Origin of the sequence: Streptomyces sp. TN58 (genome assembly GCF_001941845.1) — a bacterium.
GTDB lineage: Bacteria > Actinomycetota > Actinomycetes > Streptomycetales > Streptomycetaceae > Streptomyces.
Map to the genome: position 1 here is coordinate 5,742,288 of NZ_CP018870.1, position 21,673 is coordinate 5,763,960.

General features: G+C 71.0%; 16 protein-coding genes. 8 read left to right on the forward strand and 8 right to left on the reverse strand.

The window, feature by feature from the left end; all coding sequences use genetic code 11:
- Window positions 1-23: 23 nt before the first annotated feature.
- Complete coding sequence (locus BSL84_RS26075; protein ID WP_159393557.1) at window positions 24-893, reverse strand: hypothetical protein; 870 nt, start codon at window positions 891-893, stop codon at window positions 24-26.
- A gap of 488 nt (window positions 894-1,381) precedes the next feature.
- Between BSL84_RS26075 and BSL84_RS26080 the strand changes: the two genes are divergently transcribed.
- The 6 genes from BSL84_RS26080 to BSL84_RS26105 all read left to right on the forward strand — a co-directional run bounded on the left by BSL84_RS26080 (window position 1,382) and on the right by BSL84_RS26105 (window position 9,881).
- Window positions 1,382-2,596, forward strand: coding sequence for an ROK family transcriptional regulator (locus BSL84_RS26080; RefSeq protein ID WP_075971247.1), 1,215 nt, complete (start codon window positions 1,382-1,384; stop codon window positions 2,594-2,596).
- A 117-nt stretch (window positions 2,597-2,713) separates the two neighbouring features.
- On the forward strand, window positions 2,714-3,826 hold the full coding sequence (locus tag BSL84_RS26085) for a sugar ABC transporter substrate-binding protein (protein ID WP_075971248.1): 1,113 nt from the start codon (window positions 2,714-2,716) through the stop codon (window positions 3,824-3,826).
- Window positions 3,827-3,987: 161 nt separating this feature from the next.
- Window positions 3,988-4,776 (forward strand): ATP-binding cassette domain-containing protein, encoded by a 789-nt coding sequence (locus BSL84_RS26090; RefSeq protein WP_030036503.1) that lies wholly within the window; start codon window positions 3,988-3,990, stop codon window positions 4,774-4,776.
- The gene (locus BSL84_RS26095) at window positions 4,773-6,074 is read left to right on the forward strand and encodes a sugar ABC transporter permease (RefSeq protein ID WP_078849015.1); all 1,302 of its coding nucleotides are present in this window, start codon (window positions 4,773-4,775) and stop codon (window positions 6,072-6,074) included. Before BSL84_RS26090 ends, BSL84_RS26095 begins: the two co-directional genes overlap by 4 nt.
- Window positions 6,075-6,360: 286 nt before the next feature.
- Window positions 6,361-8,277: a 1-deoxy-D-xylulose-5-phosphate synthase gene (gene dxs / locus BSL84_RS26100; RefSeq protein WP_030036499.1), complete on the forward strand. Its 1,917-nt coding sequence runs from the start codon at window positions 6,361-6,363 to the stop codon at window positions 8,275-8,277.
- A gap of 104 nt (window positions 8,278-8,381) precedes the next feature.
- Entirely contained in the window at window positions 8,382-9,881 is a 1,500-nt protein-coding gene (locus tag BSL84_RS26105) for an amino acid permease (protein WP_030036498.1), read from the forward strand.
- A 141-nt stretch (window positions 9,882-10,022) separates the two neighbouring features.
- Here BSL84_RS26105 and BSL84_RS26110 read toward each other — a convergent pair whose 3' ends face one another.
- The 3 genes from BSL84_RS26110 to BSL84_RS26120 form a co-directional block, all read right to left on the reverse strand.
- Window positions 10,023-11,063 (reverse strand): LCP family protein, encoded by a 1,041-nt coding sequence (locus BSL84_RS26110; RefSeq protein ID WP_030036496.1) that lies wholly within the window; start codon window positions 11,061-11,063, stop codon window positions 10,023-10,025.
- Window positions 11,064-11,154: 91 nt separating this feature from the next.
- Window positions 11,155-13,284 carry a 3-hydroxyacyl-CoA dehydrogenase NAD-binding domain-containing protein gene (locus BSL84_RS26115; protein ID WP_045322354.1) on the reverse strand — a complete coding sequence of 710 codons (2,130 nt, stop codon included), beginning with the start codon at window positions 13,282-13,284 and terminating at the stop codon, window positions 11,155-11,157.
- Window positions 13,281-14,507, reverse strand: a complete 1,227-nt coding sequence (locus tag BSL84_RS26120; protein ID WP_030036492.1) for a thiolase family protein — start codon at window positions 14,505-14,507, stop codon at window positions 13,281-13,283. Before BSL84_RS26120 ends, BSL84_RS26115 begins: the two co-directional genes overlap by 4 nt.
- A 335-nt stretch (window positions 14,508-14,842) precedes the next feature.
- Here BSL84_RS26120 and BSL84_RS26125 point away from each other — a divergent pair, with 335 nt between their 5' ends.
- The gene (locus tag BSL84_RS26125) at window positions 14,843-16,015 is read left to right on the forward strand and encodes an alpha/beta fold hydrolase (RefSeq protein WP_030036491.1); all 1,173 of its coding nucleotides are present in this window, start codon (window positions 14,843-14,845) and stop codon (window positions 16,013-16,015) included.
- Between the two features lie 52 nt (window positions 16,016-16,067).
- Here BSL84_RS26125 and BSL84_RS26130 read toward each other — a convergent pair whose 3' ends face one another.
- The 3 genes from BSL84_RS26130 to BSL84_RS26140 all read right to left on the reverse strand — a co-directional run bounded on the left by BSL84_RS26130 (window position 16,068) and on the right by BSL84_RS26140 (window position 19,071).
- Window positions 16,068-17,351 (reverse strand): HRDC domain-containing protein, encoded by a 1,284-nt coding sequence (locus tag BSL84_RS26130; protein WP_075971249.1) that lies wholly within the window; start codon window positions 17,349-17,351, stop codon window positions 16,068-16,070.
- 123 nt (window positions 17,352-17,474) lie between these two features.
- On the reverse strand, window positions 17,475-18,137 hold the full coding sequence (locus BSL84_RS26135; RefSeq protein WP_007267191.1) for a helix-turn-helix transcriptional regulator: 663 nt from the start codon (window positions 18,135-18,137) through the stop codon (window positions 17,475-17,477).
- Between the two features lie 277 nt (window positions 18,138-18,414).
- The gene (locus BSL84_RS26140) at window positions 18,415-19,071 is read right to left on the reverse strand and encodes a DUF3000 domain-containing protein (protein WP_030036483.1); all 657 of its coding nucleotides are present in this window, start codon (window positions 19,069-19,071) and stop codon (window positions 18,415-18,417) included.
- A 91-nt stretch (window positions 19,072-19,162) separates the two neighbouring features.
- Between BSL84_RS26140 and hemE the strand changes: the two genes are divergently transcribed.
- Complete coding sequence (gene hemE, locus BSL84_RS26145) at window positions 19,163-20,227, forward strand: uroporphyrinogen decarboxylase (protein WP_030036480.1); 1,065 nt, start codon at window positions 19,163-19,165, stop codon at window positions 20,225-20,227.
- Between the two features lie 48 nt (window positions 20,228-20,275).
- On the opposite strand, the gene BSL84_RS26150 is transcribed toward hemE, so the two are convergent.
- On the reverse strand, window positions 20,276-21,658 hold the full coding sequence (locus BSL84_RS26150; protein ID WP_075971250.1) for an FAD-dependent oxidoreductase: 1,383 nt from the start codon (window positions 21,656-21,658) through the stop codon (window positions 20,276-20,278).
- Between the last annotated feature and the right edge of the window lie 15 nt (window positions 21,659-21,673).

Genomic DNA, 21,673 nt, shown 5'->3' on the forward strand with positions numbered 1-21,673 from the left:
CACGGCCGGCCGAAGCAGCCCCGTCACGAGACCTTGCGCAGCCGGTACAGCCGTCCCGGGCCCGGGCCCCCGATCTCCTGCTGGATCCGGGGCTCCCGGGCGGTGCCGCCGACGCTCCAGACGGGCCACGCGCACCCCGGGACGTCCACGCGGACCTGCTGCGTCCATACGTCCCGGCCGCTCTCGTAGACCCAGGTCCCGGAGCCCGAGCAGCTCGGCGCCGGGTCGCCGGGGTAGTCGGCCTGGCTGCGGCCGCCGACCCCGGAGGCGGTGACCCGGCCGTCCGGGGTGAAGACGAGCGTGTTGCCCGTCTGGTCGATCCAGCTGCCGGCCATGTCCTGCGGCCCGAGCCGCGGCGGCTCGTACGCGGGCAGCAGGCCGACGGCGAGCGCGAGCGCGCCCAGGAGGCCCGTCCCCGCCACCACGGCCGTGCCCCACAGCGCGACCCGCCGCAGCAGGCCCTCGCCGCGGGGGAGGGCGAAGACCACGCCCAGGGAGAGGGAGGCCGTGGCCGACGCCCAGAAGACCAGCGTGTCCCCGGTCTCCGCGTCGTTGTACGTCGCGAAGACCAGGACGGGCGCCGCCAGCAGGGCCGCCACCACCGGCGGCGCCGACCACCAGGCCGTACGCCCGCCGAGCCCCCGGGAGAGGAGGTCGGCCAGCGCGACCGCCGGCAGTACGAAGACCAGCGACAGCAGGAACGAGACGAAGCCGACGAGCGGCGTGAGCGCCACCAGGGCCCCCGCGGCCTCGGCGTGGCCGGAGCGCACGTCCGGTGGCGGCTGCGTCTGTACGTACAGCAGGACCACCACGGCCGCGAGCGCGACCTCCAGGCACCCCACCAGCGTCGAGACCGCCAGCACGCGGCCGTAGGACCTCTTTTCCTGACGCATGCCAACCCCCCTCGTGGCCGGGCGGAGCGACACGTCCGCCCGGCCGGCGATGTCTCCCGTCCATGGTGCCAGCCCAGGCTGAACGCGTTCAGTTCATTCTGGGCGCTGTTACAGCCCTGTGCCAGGAGCCGGCGCAGGACGCGGTTGTCCGGCCGTGTGGAAAGGGGGAAAGTGAGAGGAGTGCGGGCGAGCGCGCGCGGGCAGGGGCGTGCCGCTGCCGCGCGGGCAGGCGCCCGGCCCGGCCGGAAATGGCCGCAGAGGACCGGTGCCCACGGCGGCCGTGACGCGATCCGGTGGGCTGCTCTTTCCCCCTTTCAGTCGGTAGGTCCGATTCGTGTCGCGTCAGCCTCTTGACGTGCGGATGCGTAAAGGCTCGACTTAAGGTTCACAAGTTGGAGAGACGCCGGGGTCTCGGAGCGCCAAGCCGCGACGTGTCCCGGCCGGGGGGCGACGGCCAGCCGTCGCTAATGGGCAGGAGTGGATGAGTCGTGCAGACTCCCGGATCGCAGTCGTCGCTGCACCGCGCGAATCTCGAACGGGTCGTACGGGCGGTGCGGCTCGCGGGGTCGCTGACCCAGGCGGAGATCGCCCGTACCACCGGACTGTCGGCGGCCACGGTCTCCAACATCGTCCGGGAGCTGAAGGACGGCGGGACCGTCGAGGTCACCGACACCTCGGCCGGCGGCCGGCGGGCGCGGAGCGTGTCGCTCAGCGGTGACGCGGGCATCGTGATCGGTGTCGACTTCGGCCACACCCACCTGCGGGTGGCCGTCGGCAACCTCGCCCACCAGGTGCTGGCCGAGGAGTCCGAGCCGCTGGACGTCGACGCCTCCTGGGCGGACGGCTTCGACCGGGCGGAATCCCTGGTCGGGCGCCTGATCGAGGGCATAGGTGTCGCCCTCGACAAGGTCATCGGGGTCGGCCTCGGCGTCCCCGGCCCCATCGACGTGGAGTCCGGCACGCTGGGCTCGACGGCGATCCTGCCGGGCTGGGCGGGGATCAACCCCCGCCAGGAGCTCTCCCAGCGCCTCGGCGTGCCCGTCTACGTGGACAACGACGCGAACCTCGGCGCCCTCGGTGAACTCGTTTGGGGGAGCGGGCGGGGAGTGAAGGACCTGGCCTACATCAAGGTGGCCAGCGGCGTCGGCGCCGGCCTGGTCATCAGCGGCCAGATCTACCGCGGACCGGGCGGTACGGCGGGCGAGATCGGGCACATCACGCTGGACGAATCGGGCCCCGTCTGCCGCTGCGGCAACCGCGGATGCCTGGAGACCTTCGCCGCGGCCCGGTACGTCCTGCCGCTGCTCCAGGGCACGCACGGACCGGAGTTGACGATGGAGCGGGTGGTCGAGCTGGCCCGCGGCGGGGACCCCGGCTGCCGCCGGGTGATCACGGACGTCGGCCGCCACATCGGCAGCGGAGTGGCCAGCCTGTGCAACCTGCTGAACCCCAGCCGGGTGGTGCTGGGCGGCTCGCTGGCCGAGGCCGGTGAACTGGTCCTCGCCCCCATCCGTGAATCGGTGGGGAGGTACGCGATCCCCAGCGCGGCCCGGCAGCTGTCGGTGCTCACGGGGTCCCTGGGCGGGCGGGCGGAGGTGCTGGGCGCACTCGCCCTCGTGCTGAGCGAGATGGGCGATTCGACGCTTTTGTCAGATCATGGAAGTGGAGTGCGAGCTCCAGCCGTCTTGCCTTCAGGTAGATAACGAATGGCACCGTTGTCATCTCGTTAAGAATTCACTCCTTGACGGCAAAACGCGGCCGGGGTTGACTCACATCCACCTCGGCCGCGGCGTAGCGGCCTCGTCAGGGAGGTTCAAGTAATGAACACGCGTATGCGCAGAGCCGCCGTAGCCGTTGCCGCCGGCGCCATGGCCGTTTCCCTTGCCGCCTGTGGCAGTGCCAAGGAGGCCGGCGACAAGACCAAGGAGTCCTCCGGCGCTGCCAAGGGCGACGCGATCAAGGTCGGTCTGCTCCTGCCGGAGAACCAGACCGCGCGTTACGAGAAGTTCGACAAGCCGCTCATCGAGAAGAAGGTCGCCGAGCTCACCGGCGGCAAGGGCGAGGTCGTCTACGCCAATGCCAAGCAGGACGCGACCACGCAGAACTCCCAGGTCGACACGATGATCACCAACAAGGTGGACGTCCTGATCATCGACGCGGTGGACTCCAAGGCCATCGCCGGCTCGGTCAAGAAGGCCAAGGACGCCGGCATCCCGGTCGTCTCCTACGACCGCCTGGCCGAGGGCCCGATCGACGCCTACACCTCCTTCGACAACGAAGAGGTCGGCAAGGTCCAGGGCAAGGCGCTGCTGGAGGCGCTGGGCGACAAGGCCAAGGACGGCCAGATCGTCATGATGAACGGTTCGGTCACCGACCCGAACGCCAAGCTCTTCAAGTCCGGCGCCCACTCCGAGCTCGACGGCAAGGTGAACGTCGGCAAGGAGTACGACACCGTCGAGTGGAAGCCGGAGAACGCCAACACCAACATGGCGGCCGCGCTCTCCGCGCTCGGCAAGGACAAGATCGTCGGCGTCTACTCCGCCAACGACGGCATGGCCGGCGGCATCATCACCGCCCTCAAGGCCGCCGGCGTCAACCCCCTGCCCCCGGTCACCGGCCAGGACGCCGAACTCGCCGGCGTGCAGCGCATCGTCGCGGGCGAGCAGTTCATGAGCGTCTACAAGCCGTACGCCCCCGAGGCCGAGGCCGCCGCGAAGATGGCCGTCGCCCTCGCCAAGGGCGGCAAGCCCGAAGGCACCACCTCCACGGTCGACAGCCCCACCACGAAGGGCGTCCCCTCCGTGCTGATCCCGGTCATCTCGCTGACCAAGGGCAACATCAAGGACACCGTCGTCAAGGACGGCGTCTACACGGTCGACGAGATCTGCACCGACAAGTACGCGGCCGCCTGCGCCGCCATCGGCCTGAAGTAGCGGCCCCCGCCGCCTCCCGGTGAGGCGGCCCCACGTACCTGACCGGCGCCCCGCCCCTTCATCACCCCGCCACCCGGCGGGGCGCCGGGCAGAAACGTTCCCCCATTCGCCCCGCTCCTGCTCTTCTGCACGACATCCCCGCCGGTCAGGCGGCGAAGGAGATGGTTCATGTGTCCGCTGCGCCCGTGCTGGCGTTGCGAGGGGTTTCGAAGCGGTTCGGCGCCGTTCAGGCCCTGACCGACGTAGAACTCGAAATCCACTCCGGTGAAGTGGTCGCCCTCGTCGGCGACAACGGTGCCGGCAAGTCCACGCTGGTCAAGACGATTGCCGGCGTGCACCCCATCGATGACGGTGTCATCGAGTGGGAAGGGCGCCCGGTCTCCATCGGCAAGCCCCACGACGCCCAGAACCTGGGCATCGCGACGGTCTACCAGGACCTGGCGCTGTGCGACAACATCGATGTCGTCGGCAACCTGTTCCTCGGCCGGGAGCTCAAGAAGTTCGGCGTCCTCGACGAGGTGGAGATGGAGCGCCGCGCCCGCGAGCTCCTGACCACGCTGTCCATCCGGATCCCCAGTGTCCGGATCCCCATCGCCTCGCTGTCGGGCGGTCAGCGCCAGACCGTGGCGATCGCCCGCTCCATGCTGGGCGAGCCCCAGCTCGTCATCCTCGACGAGCCCACCGCCGCCCTCGGCGTCGAGCAGACCGCTCAGGTGCTCGACCTGGTGGAGCGGCTGCGTGAACGGGGCCACGCCGTCATCCTCATCAGCCACAACATGGCCGATGTGAAGGCCGTCGCCGACAAGGTGGCGGTCCTGCGGCTGGGCCGCAACAACGGTGTCTTCAACGTCGCCGACACCTCGCAGGAAGAGATCATCTCCGCCATCACCGGTGCCACGGACAACGCCGTGACCCGCCGGGCGGCCCGCACCTCGGAGGCCGGCAAGTGAGCACCCAGAACCCTGCCACCGATCCGCTGGACAAGGGCCACGTCGACCCGGTCAACCCCGCGGCCGCGCACGACGCGATCCCTGCCGTGGACCCCCGCCTCCTCGTCCGCGAGGAGGGCCTCGCCGGCTACGTGGGCGAGTTCAAGCGCAAGATGAAGGCGGGCGACCTGGGCTCCCTCCCGGTCGTCATCGGCCTGATCGTCATCTGGTCCATCTTCCAGGGGCTGAACTCGAACTTCCTCTCCCCGGAGAACCTGACCAACATCGCGATCACGATGACCGGCACGGGCATGATCGCCATCGGCATCATTTTCGTGCTGCTGCTCGGCGAGATCGACCTCTCGGTCGGCTCCGTCAGCGGTGTCTCGGGCGCGATCGTCGCCGTCATGGCCGTCACCCACGGCGTGAACGAATGGCTCGCCATCCTCGCGGCCATCGTCGGCGGCGCCCTGATCGGGTCCATCCACGGCTTCTTCTTCGCCAAGGTCGGCGCCCCGGCCTTCGCCGTCACCCTGTCGGGCCTGCTCTTCTGGCTCGGCGCCATGCTGCAGATCCTCGGCAGCAACGGCACGATCAACATCGACGGCGACGGCGTGGTCGGCCAGCTGACCACGTACTTCTTCTCCGACGTGGCCGTCGCCTACGGGCTGGCCGCCCTCGCGGTGGCCGGCTACTTCATCGCGGCCTTCCTCGACGCGAGGCGCCGCGAGGCGGCCGGGATGCCCTCCCGCCCGCTCGCCGAGATCCTGCTGCGCACCGGCCTGCTCGCCCTGTGCGCGTTCGGTCCCGCCGTGCTGTTCAACCAGTACAAGGGCCTGCCGCTCGCGGTGGTGCTCTTCCTGCTGGCCCTGGTCGTCACGGACTTCCTGCTGCGCCGCACGACCTTCGGGCGAAACGTTTTCGCACTGGGTGGCAGCGTCGAGGCCTCCCGCCGCGCGGGCATCAACGTCACCCGGATCCGGATCACGGTCTTCGCGATCTCCAGCACCTTCGCCGCCATCGGCGGCCTGTTCTGGGCCTCCAAGATCGCGGCGGCCAACCAGAGCGCCGGCGCCGGCGACCTGCTGATGAACGTGATCGCGGCGGCCGTCATCGGCGGCACCAGCCTCTTCGGCGGCCGAGGCCGGACCTGGAACGCCCTCCTCGGTGTCATGGTCATCGTCTCGATCCAGTACGGTCTGGCCCTGGAAGGCATCGCGACGCCGATCCAGTACATGATCACCGGTGCGGTCCTGCTGGCGACCGTGGTGATCGACTCGGTCACCCGCAAGACCCAGAAGACGGCCGGACGCGCCTGACCGCGCGCCCGACCGCCGACCCGAGCCGGCTTCGGCGGCAAGGCCCGAGCCGGCTTCGGCGGTAAGAACGGTCACAGAGCCCGGCGCCACCTCGCGTGGCGCCGGGCATCTGTGCGTGCGAACGCGGGCACTCCTGTGCGGGTATACGCCCATATGCGATGTGTGTACGCGGCGCGGCGTGTACATGTATGACAAAGGTGTGACCCCACCGGGACGGCCCGATGACCGCGCCCGCGAACGGAACATTAGACTCGACAGACCAGCAAGCAACTGCAAGGAGGCACGGGTGCTGCTGACCCGCATCAAGGGACCGCGCGATCTGGACCGGCTCAGCCAGGAGGAGCTGACCCAGCTCGCGGCCGAGATCAGGTCCTTCCTCGTCGACGCCGTCTCCAAGACCGGCGGGCACCTCGGCCCCAACCTCGGCGTGGTCGAACTGACGATCGCCCTGCACCGGGTCTTCGAATCGCCCAAGGACAAGGTCCTCTTCGACACCGGCCACCAGGCCTACGTCCACAAGCTGCTCACGGGCCGCCAGGACTTCGCCGGCCTGCGCACCAAGAACGGCCTGTCCGGCTACCCTTCGCGCGCCGAGTCCGACCACGACGTGATCGAGAACTCGCACGCCTCCACCGTCCTGGGCTGGGCCGACGGCCTCGCCAAGGCCAACGAGGTACTGGGCCGCGAGGACCACCACGTCGCCGCCGTCATCGGCGACGGCGCCCTCACCGGCGGCATGGCCTGGGAGGCGCTGAACAACATCGCCGCCGCCAAGGACCGCCCGCTCGTCATCGTCGTCAACGACAACGAGCGCTCCTACGGCCCCACCATCGGCGGCCTCGCCAACCACCTGGCCACCCTGCGCACCACCGACGGCTACGAGCGCTTCCTCGCCCGCGGCAAGGAGCTCCTGGAGCGCACCCCGGTCGTCGGCAAGCCGCTCTTCGAGACCCTGCACGGCGCCAAGAAGGGCCTGAAGGACTTCATCGCCCCCCAGGGCATGTTCGAGGACCTGGGCCTGAAGTACATCGGCCCCATCGACGGCCACGACATCGAGGCCCTGGAGTCCGCGCTCCAGCGCGCCAAGCGCTTCAGCGGCCCCGTCATCGTGCACTGCCTCACCCAGAAGGGCCGCGGCTACACCCCGGCCCTGGAGCACGAGGCGGACCGCTTCCACGCCGTCGGCGTGATCCACCCCGACACCGGCCTGCCGGTCAAGACCGCCGCCGCCAGCTGGACCTCCGTCTTCGCCGACGAGATGGTCAAGATCGGCCACGAGCGCCCGGACGTCGTCGGCATCACCGCGGCCATGCTCCACCCGGTCGGCCTCAACAAGTTCGCCGAGGCCTTCCCCGACCGCATCTACGACGTCGGCATCGCCGAGCAGCACGGCGCGACCTCCGCGGCCGGCCTCGCCACCGGTGGCGTCCACCCCGTCTTCGCGGTGTACGCGACCTTCCTCAACCGCGCCTTCGACCAGGTCCTGATGGACGTCGCCCTGCACAAGTGCGGCGTCACCTTCGTCCTGGACCGCGCCGGTGTCACCGGCGACGACGGCGCCTCCCACAACGGCATGTGGGACATGTCCATCCTCCAGGTCGTCCCCGGCCTGCGCCTGGCCGCACCGCGCGACGCCGAGCAGCTGCGCTCCCAGCTCCGCGAGGCCGTCGAGGTCAAGGACGCCCCGACCGTGGTCCGCTTCTCCAAGGGCGTCGTCGGCCCCGCCGTCCCGGCCGTCGGCCGGATCGGCGGCATGGACGTGCTGCGCGCCCCGGGCGCCGAGGTCACCCGGCCGGACGTACTGCTCGTATCGGTCGGCGCACTCGCCCCGATGTGCCTGGAGATCGCCGACCTCCTCGACAAGCAGGGCATCTCCACGACCGTCGTCGACCCCCGCTGGGTCAAGCCCGTGGACGAGGCCCTGGCCCCGCTCGCGGAGCGGCACCGCGTGGTCGTCACGGTCGAGGACAACGGCCGCGCCGGCGGCGTGGGCTCCGCCGTCTCGCAGGCCCTGCGGGACGCGGGCGTCGACGTACCCCTGCGCGACTTCGGCATCCCGCAGCGCTTCCTGGACCACGCCCTGCGCAAGGAGATCCTTGCGGAGATCGGCCTGACCGCACCGGACATCGCCCGGCAGGTCACCGGCCTCGTCGCCAAGCTGGACGGCCGCTACGACAGCGAGCCGGCCGCCACCGTCGACTGACGCCGGGTCGCCGCGCGGTTGCACGTCACGGGCCGGGAGATCACTCTTGAGGAGTGGGCCTCCCGGCCCTTCGCGTGCGTCGACACCTGTTCGGAGGTGCGTCGGTGAGTAGGGATACGAACAGCCCCTTCCGCACCAAGACGGTGGAGCAGTCCATCCGTGACACGGAGGAGCCGGAACACGCGCTCCGGAAGTCGCTCTCCGCCTGGGACCTGACGGTGTTCGGTGTGGGTGTCATCATCGGCACCGGCATCTTCGTCCTGACGGGCATCGCGGCCCGGAACAACGCCGGACCCGCCACCGCCCTCGCCTTCGTGGCAGCGGGCATCGTCTGCGCCCTCGCGGCGCTCTGCTACGCGGAGTTCGCGTCCACCGTCCCGGTGGCGGGATCGGCGTACACCTTCAGTTACGCCTCCATCGGTGAACTGCCCGCCTGGATCATCGGCTGGGACCTGGTGCTGGAGTTCGCGCTCGGCACCGCGGTGGTCGCCGTCGGCTGGTCCGGCTACGTACGCCACCTCATGGACACCAACCTGGGCTGGACCCTGCCGACCTCCCTCTCAGGGCCGGACGCAGGCGGCCACTTCGACCTGCTGGCCTTCCTGCTGGTCCTGGTGCTGACCTGGATCCTGGTCGTCGGAACGAAGCTGTCCGCCCGCATCACCGCCGTCGTCGTCGCCATCAAGGTGACCGTGGTGATGCTCGTCATCATCGCGGGCCTGTTCTTCATCAAGGCGGACAACTACTCGCCGTTCATCCCGCCGGCCAAGCCACAGGCAGAGGGTGTCAGCGGCTGGCACTCCCCGCTGGTGCAGGTGCTCTTCGGCTACGAGCCCACCAACTTCGGCGTCATGGGCATCTTCACGGCGGCCTCGCTCATCTTCTTCGCCTTCATCGGCTTCGACGTCGTGGCCACGGCGGCGGAGGAGACCAGGAACCCCCAGCGGGACATGCCGCGCGGCATCCTCGGCTCGCTGCTGATCTGCACGGTCCTCTACGTGGCCGTGACACTGGTCGTGACCGGCATGCAGAAGTACTCGGAGATGTCGCCGACCGCGCCACTGGCCGAGGCCTTCAAGTCGGTGAACCAGCCCTTCTTCTCGGGCGCCATCAGCCTCGGCGCGTCCGTCGGCCTGATCACCGTGTGCATGATCCTGCTGCTCGGCCAGACCCGCGTGTTCTTCGCGATGAGCCGTGACGGACTGCTTCCGCGCGTCTTCTCCGTCACCCACCCCACGTACCGCACCCCCTACCGGGCGACCATCCTCCTCGGTGTGGTCATCGCCGTCGTCGCGGGCTTCACCAGCCTGGCGAAGCTGGCCGAACTGGTGAACATCGGCACCCTGTTCGCCTTCGTGGTCGTCGCGCTCGGCGTGATCGTCCTGCGCAAGACCCGCCCCGACCTGCACCGCGCCTTCCGCACCCCCTGGGTGCCGCTGGTCCCCATCCTGTCGATCCTCGCCTCGCTCTGGCTGATGCTCAACCTGCCGGCCGAGACGTGGCTGCGCTTCGGCATCTGGATGGTCATCGGCGTCATCGTCTACTTCGCCTACGGACGGCAGCACAGCCGCCTCGGCAAGGTGGGCGCGGACGCCAAGTACTAGGGGGTGTCGTCGAAGTCCCGTCCGGGTGGCGGGCACGGGCGGCCGACGCCACTTCGACGACCCCCCTAGACCCCCGCGCGCGAACGCCGGAGCCGGCCGTACGGGTCACCCGTACGGCCGGCTCCGTGTGCGCGGGTCCCGTCAGCCCTTGGCGGGGGACTCCTTGGCGGAGGCGGGGACCTTCTCGTCCTTGCGCAGGGCCTCCCACAGCTGGCTCGCCTGCGGCTCGGCCGCGACCACGCGGTTGGGGTCCGCCTTGTCGTAGGCGACCGGCAGCATGATGGTCTCCATCGTCTCCGGGTTCACGCCCTTCATGCTCCGCGCGAAGTCGGACAGCGCGGTGAGTGAGGCCAGATCGGAGTCCGTGGTCAGCGACTTGGTGCCCGCGTCGGCGAGCTTGTAGAGCCGCGCCGGGTTGCCGAGGGCGTCCTGCTTCTTGATCTCCGCCAGCATCGCCAGCATGAACTGCTGCTGCAGGCCGATGCGTCCGAGGTCGCTGCCGTCGCCGTAGCCGTACCGGGTACGGACGAACTTGAGCGAGTCGGCGCCGTCCAGCCGGTGCGTGCCCGCGTCGAGCTTCAGACCGCCCTTGGCGCCGCTCATCGGCTTGTCCAGGGTCACGGTGACCCCGCCCAGCGCGTCCACCAGCCCCTTGAACCCGGCGAAGTCCACCTCGACGAAGTGGTCCACGCGCACACCGGACATCTGCTCGACGGTGTTGACCACACAGGCCGGACCGGCCAGCGAGTAGACGGAGTTGAACATGACCCGCTTCGCGGACGGCACCGTCTTGCCGTCGCGGTCCTTGCACTCGGGCCGGGTGATGAGGGTGTCGCGGGGAATGCTCACCGCGGTGGCCTTCGCCCGGCCCTCGGGTATGTGCACCAGCATCGCGGTGTCCGAGCGGGCGCCGCTGACGGCGCCGTGGTCGAGGTCGCCGTTGGCGCCGGCCCGCGAGTCGGAGCCGAGCACCAGGATGTTCTGCGCGTTCGCGACGACCTTGGCGGGCCGGTTGTCCCCGATCGCCTGATCCAGGTCGACGCTGTCGATGTTGCCGTTGAGGTGGCTGTACGCCCACCAACCCGCCCCGGCCGCGCCCAGGATCAGCACGGCGACCAGCAGCAGGGTGATCCGCAGAATGCGGCGTCGGCGGCGCCTGGGCCGCGCGTGCGTTTCCGTCATGGGGGTGAATCTTAGACAGGTATTCGAACGGCCGGAGCCCGCCCCCCGTGGGAGGCGGGCCCGGTCGTCGAACAGCCGTCCGCGACCCGGACTAGGCCGGGACGCTCGCGATGCCGGGGGCGAGGAACTTCTTGCCGTTCACGCGCTCCGAGACGCCCTCGCGGTCCAGGTACGGCGTGATGCCGCCCAGGTGGAAGGGCCAGCCGGCACCGGTGATGAGGCAGAGGTCGATGTCCTGGGCCTCGGCCACGACACCCTCCTCCAGCATCAGGCCGATCTCCTGCGCCACCGCGTCCAGGACGCGCATCCGGACCTGCTCCTCCGTCAGGACGGAGTCGCCCTGCACCAGGAGCGCGGCGACCTCGGGGTCCAGCTCCGGCTTGCCGGAATCGTAGACGTAGAAGCCGCGCTTGCCGGCCTCGACGACCCGCTTGAGGTTCGGGGAGACGGTGAAGCGCTCCGGGAAGGAGCGGTTCAGGGTCTCGGAGACGTGCAGGCCGATCGCCGGGCCCACGAGTTCCAGCAGCACCAGCGGGGACATCGGCAGGCCGAGCGGCTCGATGGCCTTCTCCGCCGTGACGACCGGGGTGCCCTCGTCGATGACGTTCTGGATCTCGCCCATGAAGCGGGTCAGGATGCGGTTCACGACGAACGCCGGGGCGTCCTTGGTGAGGACCGCGGTCTTCTTCAGCTTCTTGGCGACACCGAAGGCCGTGGCCAGCGAGGCGTCGTCGGTCTGCTCGCCGCGGACGATCTCCAGCAGCGGGAGGATCGCGACCGGGTTGAAGAAGTGGAAGCCGACCACGCGCTCCGGGTGCCGGAGCTTGGAGGCCATCTCCGACACCGACAGCGAGGAGGTGTTGGTGGCGAGGATCGCGTGCGCCGGGGCGACCGCCTCGACCTCCGCGAACACCTTCTGCTTGACGGACATCTCCTCGAACACGGCCTCGATGATGAAGTCCGCGTCCGCGAAGCCCTCGGCCTTGTCGAGGACACCGCTCACCAGGGCGGTCAGGCGGTTGGCCTTGTCCTGGTTGATGCGGCCCTTGCCGAGCAGCTTCTGGATCTCGGCGTGGACGTAGCCCACACCCTTGTCCACGCGCTCCTGGTCGATGTCGGTGAGGACCACCGGCACCTCCAGGCGGCGCAGGAACAGCAGCGCCAGCTGCGAGGCCATCAGGCCCGCGCCGACCACGCCGACCTTGGTGACCGGACGGGCCAGCGACTTGTCCGGGGCACCGGCCGGGCGCTTGGCGCGCTTCTGGACCAGGTTGAAGGCGTAGATGCCCGAGCGCAGCTCGCCGCCCATGATGAGGTCGGCCAGGGCCGTGTCCTCGGCGTCGAAGCCGGCCTGCAGGTCGCCGTCCTTGGCCGCGGCGATGATGTCCAGCGCGCGGTAGGCGGCCGGAGCGGCGCCGTGCACCTTGGAGTCCGCGATGAAGCGGCCCTTGGCGACGGCCGCGTCCCAGGCGTCGCCGCGGTCGATCTCCGCGCGGACGACCTCGGTCTCGCCCTTGAGGACCTTCGCGGTCCACAGGAGCGACTGCTCCAGGAAGTCCGCGCCCTCGAAGATCGCGTCGGCGATGCCGAGCTCGAAGACCTGCTTGCCCTTGAGCTGGCGGTTCTGGTTCAGCGAGTTCTCGATGATGACCGAGACCGCGCGCTCCGCGCCGATCAGGTTCGGGAGGATGGCGCAGCCGCCCCAGCCCGGAACCAGGCCGAGGAAGACCTCGGGCAGCGAGAACGCCGGGATGGCCTTCGAGACGGTGCGGTAGGAGCAGTGCAGGCCGACCTCGACACCGCCGCCCATCGCCGCGCCGTTGTAGTACGCGAAGGTGGGGACGGCCAGCGCGGAAAGGCGCTTGAAGACGTCGTGGCCGCCCTTGCCGATGGCGAGCGCCTCGTCGTGCTTCTTCAGCAGCTCGACGCCCTTGAGGTCGGCGCCGACCGCGAAGATGAACGGCTTGCCGGTGATGCCCGCGCCGACGATGGTGCCGGCGGCGGCCTCCTGCTCGACCTGGTCGATCGCCGCGTTCAGGTTGGCGAGGGACTGCGGACCGAAGGTGGTCGGCTTGGTGTGGTCGAAGCCGTTGTCCAGCGTGATGAGCGCGAAGCGCCCGGCGCCGAACGGCAGGTCCAGGTGGCGGACGTGCGCGGACGTCACGACCTCGTCCGGGAACAGCTCGGCCGCGCCCTTCAGGAGCTCAGCGGTGGTGCTCACTTGGCTTCTCCCTCGGAGGTGAAGTGCGGGTTCTCCCAGATGACCGTGGCGCCCATGCCGAAGCCGACGCACATGGTGGTCAGGCCGTAGCGGACGTGCGGCTGCTCCTCGAACTGGCGGGCCAGCTGCGTCATCAGGCGCACGCCGGAGGAGGCCAGCGGGTGACCGAAGGCGATGGCGCCGCCGTACTGGTTCACGCGGGCGTCGTCGTCGGCGATGCCGTAGTGCTCCAGGAAGGCGAGGACCTGGACCGCGAAGGCCTCGTTGATCTCGAAGAGGCCGATGTCGTCGATCGTCAGGCCGGCCTGGGCCAGGGCCTTCTCGGTGGCCGGGATCGGGCCGTAGCCCATGACCTCGGGCTCGACACCCGCGAAGGAGTACGAGACGAGGCGCATCTTGACCGGGAGGTTGTTCTCGCGGGCGAAGTCCTCGGACGCGATGATCGCGGCGGTGGCACCGTCGTTGAGACCGGCGGCGTTGCCCGCGGTGACCCGGCCGTGCGTACGGAACGGGGTCTTCAGGCCGGCCAGGTTCTCCAGCGTGGTGCCCGGGCGCATCGGCTCGTCGGTGGTGACCAGGCCCCAGCCCGTCTCGCCCACCTCGGAGTTGGTGTTGCGGACCGAGATCGGGACCAGGTCCTGCTGGATCTTGCCGTCGGCGTACGCCTTGGCGGCCTTCTCCTGCGAGCGCACGGCGTACTCGTCGGCGCGGAGCTTGGTGATCGTCGGGTACCGGTCGTGCAGGTTCTCGGCGGTCATGCCCATGAACAGGGCGGACTCGTCGACCAGCTTCTCGGAGACGAAGCGCGGGTTCGGGTCGACGCCCTCGCCCATGGGGTGGCGGCCCATGTGCTCGACGCCGCCGGCGAGGGCGACGTCGTAGGCACCGAAGGCCACACCGCCCGCGACGGCGGTCACGGCGGTCAGCGCGCCGGCGCACATGCGGTCGATGGAGTAGCCGGGGACGGACTGCGGGAGGCCCGCGAGGATTCCGGCCGTGCGGCCCAGCGTCAGGCCCTGGTCGCCGATCTGCGTGGTCGCGGCGATGGCGACCTCGTCGATCTTCTTGGGGTCCAGGTCCGGGTTGCGGCGCAGCAGCTCCCGGATCGCCTTCACGACGAGGTCGTCGGCGCGGGTCTCGTGGTAGATGCCCTTCGGGCCCGCCTTGCCGAACGGGGTGCGGACGCCGTCGACGAAGACGACGTCCCTGACGGTACGAGGCACGTTGGCTCTCCTCCAGGTGCGGGATGGCACTGCTGCGCGGGGGCGCACTCGGCACAGTGTGCTGAGCGCCCGCTCACCCGACCATGCTACTTGCGGGTAACCAATGTGCACACCCCCTCCCCGAGGAGCGGCGAAGGTCACACTCCGCACCCGCCGCCAGGTCCCCGCGCGCCCCCTCCCGCGCCCGTCCGATCGGAGCGGGTCCGGTGCCCCGATCGGGTCGGCCGCCCGGCCGCCACGGTCACGTCGATGGCGCCCGGCGCGCCCCTTCCGGATTCTGGCCCCGTCCCGGCACCGCGCCCCGGACCCCGGCCGACCGAACGGAGACCCCGGCCATGCAGATCAAGACGACCGACCACGAGGTCAAGCACCCTTCCACCCTCCCCGTCAACGAAGGCGAGGTGGTCAAACTCTTCGTCCGGGAACGCGACGGGACGAAGAATCCCACCAAGCGCACCGCCGTCCTGATGCTGCACGGCCGCAGCGTCCCCGTCCTGCCCGGCGCGGACCTGGGCACCGGCGAGTACAACTGGATGCTGTTCCTCGCCAAGGCGGGCTTCGACGTCTTCGCCATGGACCTCCAGGGCCACGGCCGTTCGCCGCGCCCGGCGGTCATGAACGAGCCCTGCAACACCAACAGCACCCAGCAGGCGAAGCTCCTGCACGACGGCCACCCGCTGCCGGGCCCCTGCACCCCCGCGTACGCCAAGCACCTCGGCGACTCCGAGCAGGACTGGGCCGAGGTCCACACCGTCGTCGAGTACATCAAGGCCGAGCGCGGTGTGGAGAAGGTCGCCCTCTTCGGCTGGTCAGCCGCCGCGGTGGCGCTGGGCCCCTACGCCATCCAGCACCCGGAGAACGTCTCCAGCCTGTTCCTGCTCGCCCCGGTCTTCCGGCCGGACGGGCCCGGGAGCAAGCCGGGCACCAAATGGGAGCGGCCGGACGCGCTGCCCCCTCCGCCCTCCCTGTGGACCTACCCGATGAACATCACCGGCCGGCAGGGCTTCTCAGACGCCTGGGACAAGGAACTCGGCTGCGGCGAGGAGCAGCGTGCGGAGGGCATGGTCGACACGGTCTGGGCGGCGATCATGGAGAACGACGTGGTGGGCCGCAACTGGGGGCCGCCGGTGTCCGGCGTGCCCTCGGGCGTGCTGCGCTTCCGCAACGCCTTCTGGTGGGGGTGGAACAGGGACGGCGCCAAGGTGGACGACGTCCTCGGCAACCAGGTGCCGGTGCTCATCGTCGTCGGCGAGCACGACAGGACGGTGAACAGCGTCCCGGGCACCAACCCCTTCCTCTCGGTCACCGAGCTGTACAAGGCGATCCCCGGTCCGAAGAAGATGCACTTCAAGGTCGCCTGCGCGGGCCACCAGATTCCCTGGGAGCGGGTGGTCAAGCACGTCCACCAGCTGTCCCGGAAATGGCTCAAACACACCGAGATCGACGGCCACACACAGGGGACCTTCGCCATGGACACGGACGGCGACTACACCGGGCAAGCGCTGTGAACCGGCCGTGCCCCGGCCGGCGCGTCGCGGACCGGGGCACGGCGGGGACCGGCTACGCCGTGGCCGTCAGGGCCGCGACCAGGACCGGGGTCACCTGCTCGATCTGCCAGGGGCGGGCGCCGTGGAGGGCCAGGGACCGGGACACCGCGTCCTCGTCCAGCCGCTGCGGCGGCTCCCAGCACAGGCGGCGGACCGTGTCCGGGGTGATCAGGTTCTCCTGGGGCAGGTTCAGCTGCTCCGCCAGGGCCGACACGGCCGTACGGGCGGCGGCCAGCCGGGCCGCGGCGGCCGGGTCCTTGTCGGCCCAGGAACGCGGCGGAGGCGGGCCCGCCGGCGTCGCGCCCGGCTGCGGCAGCTCGCTCTCGGGCAGCGCCTTCGCCCGGTCCACGGCGGCCATCCACTGGTCGAGCTGGCGGCGGCCCATGCGCTGCCCGTAGCCGGGCAGGGCCGACAGGGTGTGCACGTTCGCGGGCAGGGCCAGCGCGGCCTCGACGATCGCGGCGTCGCCCAGCACCTTGCCCGGGGACACGTCACGCCGCTGCGCGATCCGGTCCCGGGACTCCCACAGCTCCCGTACGACCGCCATCTGCCGGCGGCGGCGCACCTTGTGCATGCCGGACGTGCGGCGCCACGGGTCCTTGCGCGGCGGAGCCGGCGGCGCGGAGGCGATCGCGTCGAACTCCTGCCGGGCCCACTCCAGCTTGCCCTGGCCGTCCAGCTCCTCCTCCAGCGCGTCCCGCAGGTCCACCAGCAGCTCCACGTCCAGAGCGGCGTAGCGCAGCCACGGCTCGGGCAGCGGCCGGGTGGACCAGTCGACGGCGGAGTGGCCCTTCTCCAGGGCGTAGCCGAGAACGCTCTCGACCATCGCGCCGAGCCCGACCCGCGGGAAGCCGGCGAGCCGGCCGGCCAGCTCGGTGTCGAACAGCGACGTGGGGACCATGCCTATTTCGCGCAGGCAGGGCAGGTCCTGGGTGGCGGCGTGCAGGATCCACTCGGTGCCGGAGAGCGCCTCGCCCAGAGAGGACAGGTCGGGGCAGCCCACCGGGTCGATCAGCGCGGACCCGGCACCCTCGCGGCGCAGCTGCACCAGGTAGGCGCGCTGGCCGTAGCGGTATCCGGAGGCGCGCTCGGCGTCCACGGCCACGGGGCCGGTGCCCGCGGCGAAGGCCGCGACCACGTCGGCGAGGGCGTCCGCGTCGGCGACCACCGGGGGGATCCCCTCGCGGGGCTCCAGCAATGGGATCGGCACCCCACCGGGCGGAACAACGACGTCGTCCGGGGGGCCGCCCCCGGTGGTGGTGCGCAGGTCTGCTGCGGTCTCTTGGGCGTCGGTCACCGGTCAAGGGTATCCGTGTATACGACGCGCCCGTCGCCGGAACGTTCCGTCGACGGGCGCGATCAGTAGGCGGGGTGTTTGCCGGGGGCCTCCCGGAGGTTATCCGGGGGTCGCGGCCCGCGTTCAGTGGATGATCCCGGTGCGCAGGGCCACGGCGACCATTCCCGCGCGGTCACCGGTGCCCAGCTTGCGGGCGATACGGGCGAGGTGGGACTTGACGGTCAGGGCGGACAGGCCCATCGAGACGCCGATGGCCTTGTTGGACTGGCCCTCCGCGACGAGGCGCAGGACCTCGACCTCGCGGCCGGAGAGCTCGCGGTAGCCGCCCGGGTGGCTCGGGGCACCCGGGGGGCGGCGGTGCATACGGGCGGCGGCTGCGCCGATGGGGGCGGCGCCGGGCCGGGTGGGGAGCCCGATGTTGGTCCGCGTGCCGGTGACGACGTAGCCCTTCACGCCGCCCGCGAGGGCGTTGCGCACGGCGCCGATGTCGTCGGCGGCGGACAGGGCCAGGCCGTTGGGCCAGCCTGCGGCACGGGTCTCGGAGAGCAGGGTGAGACCGGAACCGTCGGGCAGGTGCACGTCGGCCACGCAGATGTCGCGCGGGCTGCCGACGCGGGGGCGGGCCTCCGCGATGGACGACGCCTCGATGACGTCACGCACGCCGAGGGCCCACAGATGGCGGGTCACGGTGGAGCGGACGCGCGGGTCGGCCACGACGACCATGGCGGTCGGCTTGTTCGGGCGGTAGGCGACCAGGCTTGCGGGCTGCTCGAGAAGAACGGACACCTAGGCCTCCTGGGGGAGTGGCGGGACGGCCGGCTCGGGGAAGGAAGCCGGTGCGAACCGTGCGGATGGTCACTGACTCCTTCGGCACGTCACCCGCCCGGCTTTAGGGAATGATCACGATTTGGTGAGTAACAATTCGGGCAATTCGGACACGTGATCGATCATCGGGTGATCAGAAGCCCACAACGGGCGCCGGGATGTGATCGCGGTTGCGGACCTCGACCGGCCGTTCCCCCCGCGGACGCGGCCGCACCGCCCCGGCCGTACACTCCCGCGCCTACGGGTGGTGCGGACCGCGGCGCTGGGGCAGGGAGACCACGCCCGTCGCCGTGTCCGTCGGGCCCACCGGCGGCAGTCCCGCGATCTGGCAGATCAGCTCGCACCAGGCCGACAGGTGCGCCGCGGTGTCCGGGACCCCGCCCACACCCTCGCGCGGCGTCCACGAGGCCCGGATCTCGATCTGCGTCGCGGGCCGCCGCTCCGCGAGCCCGCCGAAGTAGTGCGAGCCCGCCATGGTCACCGTCCCGCTCGCCTCGCCGTAGGCCAGCCCGCGCGCTTCCAGGGCCCCCGTCAGCCAGGACCAGCACACCTCCGGCAGCAGCGGATCGGCGGCCATCTCGGGCTCCAGCTCCGCGCGTACGAGCGTCACCAGCCGGAAGGTGCCGTGCCAGGCGTCGTGCCCGGCCGGGTCGTGGAGCAGGATCAGCCGGCCGTCGGCCAGGTCGTCCTCCCCGTCCACCACCGCGGCCTCCAGCGCGTAGGCGTACGGCGCCAGCCGCTGGGGCGGCTTCGTGGGGTCGATCTCGACCCCCGGACGCAGCCGGGCCTTCTTCAAACCCTCGACCGCCCGGCGGAACGGGAGTGGGACGGAGCTCTCCTTCGCACTGTCCGTACCGTCGGCGCCATCTGAAAATCGTCCCTGAGCCGCAGCCATGCGGGGAAGACTAGGCGGTATGTGAGCCCGTACGGCGCAGGGACACCCGCGCCGGGCCGGGCACTTCTTCATACGTGCGAAGATTTGGGTCGTGAGCGCCAACGACAGCCCCCAGGGCCAGCCGAGCCAGACGTACGATTCCGCCTTCCTGAAGGCGTGCCGGCGTGAGCCGGTGCCGCACACGCCGGTGTGGTTCATGCGGCAGGCCGGACGCTCCCTCCCCGAGTACCGAAAGGTCCGCGAGGGCACCGCGATGCTGGAGTCCTGCATGCGGCCCGACCTGGTCACCGAGATCACCATGCAGCCGGTGCGGCGCCACAACGTCGACGCGGCGATCTTCTTCTCCGACATCGTGGTCCCGCTCAAGGCCATCGGCGTCGACCTGGACATCAAGCCGGGCGTCGGCCCCGTCGTCGCCCAGCCGATCCGCCGCCGCGAGGACCTCGCACAGCTGCGCGACCTCACCCCTGAGGACGTCCGCTACGTCACCGAGGCGATCGGCATGCTCACGGGTGAACTGGGCGCCACGCCGTTGATCGGTTTCGCGGGCGCGCCTTTCACCCTCGCGAGCTACCTCGTCGAGGGCGGCCCCTCGAAGAACCACGAGCACACCAAGGCCCTCATGTACGGGGACCCGCAGCTCTGGGCCGACCTGCTGGACCGCCTCGCGGACATCACCTCCGCCTTCCTGAAGGTCCAGATCGAGGCCGGCGCCTCCGCGGTCCAGCTCTTCGACTCCTGGGTCGGCGCGCTCGCCCCGGCGGACTACCGCCGCTCCGTCATGCCCGCCTCGGCGAAGGTCCTGGAGTCCGTCGCCTCCTACGGGGTCCCCCGGATCCACTTCGGTGTGGGCACGGGCGAGCTCCTCGGCCTGATGGGCGAGGCCGGCGCGGACGTCGTGGGCGTCGACTACCGCGTCGCACTCGACGAGGCCGCCCGCCGGGTCGGCCCGGGCAAGGCACTCCAGGGCAACCTGGACCCGGCCGTGCTCTTCTCCACCACCGAGGCGGTCGAGGCCAAGGCGGACGAGGTCCTCGCGGCCGCCGCCGGCCTGGAGGGCCACGTCTTCAACCTCGGCCACGGCGTCCTCCCGACGACCGACCCCGAGGCGCTGACCCGCCTGGTGGACTACGTCCACACCAAGACGGCCCGCTGAGGACCGGCCCTTGCGCACCGCCCCCACCGCCGCCGGTGGGGGCGACGGTCAGACGCCCGCCGCGCGGACCGCTGAGACCGCTTTGCGGGCCGCCACCAGCACCGGGTCCCAGACCGGCGAGAACGGCGGCGCGTAGCCGAGGTCGAGCGAGACCACCTGCTCCACCGTCATGCCCGCCGTGAGCGCCACCGCCGCCACGTCCACCCGCTTCGCGGAGCCCGCGCCGCCGACGATCTGCACGCCGAGGAGCCGGCCCGTACGGCGCTCCGCCAGCATCTTCACCGTCATCTCCGCCGCGCCCGGGTAGTAGCCCGCCGTGTTGGTGGAGGTGACGGCGGCCGTCACGAAGCGCAGGCCCGCCTCCAGCGCGTCCCGCTCGCGCAGCCCCGTACGGGCGATCTCCAGATCGCAGACCTTGCTGACCGCCGTGCCGACCACCCCCGGGAAGGTCGCGTAGCCGCCGCCCACGCCCGAGCCGATGACCTGGCCGTGCTTGTTGGCGTGGGTGCCCAGCGGGACGTGCCGGGTGCGGCCCGCGACCAGGTCGAGGACCTCCACACAGTCGCCGCCCGCCCAGACGTTCCCGTGGCCGCGCACACGCATCGACAGGTCCGTGAGGATCCCGCCCGAGGGGCCGAGCGGGAGGCCGGCGGCGCGGGCCAGCGCTGTCCGCGGTTCCACGCCGATGCCGAGCACCACCACGTCCGCCGGGTACTCCCCGCCGGCCCCGGTGGCCACCGCCCGGGCCCGGCCCTCCTCGTCGGTGAGGATCCCGGTGACCTCGGCGCGCGCCACCGTACGGATCCCCAGACGGTTCATCGCGGTGTGCACCAGACCGCCCATGTCGGGGTCCAGCGTGGCCATCGGCTGCTCGCCCCGGTGCAGGACGGTCACCTCGTAGCCCCGCAGCACCAGGGCCTCGGCCATCTCCACACCGATGTAGCCGGCGCCGACCACGACCGCCCGCCGGCCCCGCGTACGCTCCAGCGATTCCATGAGGCGCCGGCCGTCGTCGAGGGTCTGGATGCCGTGCACCCCCTGCGCCCCGATGCCGGGCAGGCGCGGGCGGACGGGCCGGGCGCCCATGGCCAGGACGAGCTTGTCGTAGTGCGTCCAGGATTCGAATCCACTGTCCAGATCGCGGGCGCGCACCCTGGATCCCGGCAGATCGAGTTCCACCACCTCGGTGCGGGTGCGCACGTCGATGTCCCGTGCGCGGTGCTCCTCGGGGGTGCGGGCGATCAGGTCGTCGCGCTCGGCGACCAGACCGCCGACCCAGTAGGGGATGCCGCAGGCCGAGTAGGAGGTGAAGCGGCCTCGCTCGAAGGCGACGATCTCCAGCTCCCGAGGCCCCTTCAGCCTGCGGGCCTGCGACGCGGCGGACATCCCCGCCGCGTCGCCCCCGACCACCACCAGTCGTTCCGTCGCCATCGCCCCTACCGCCCC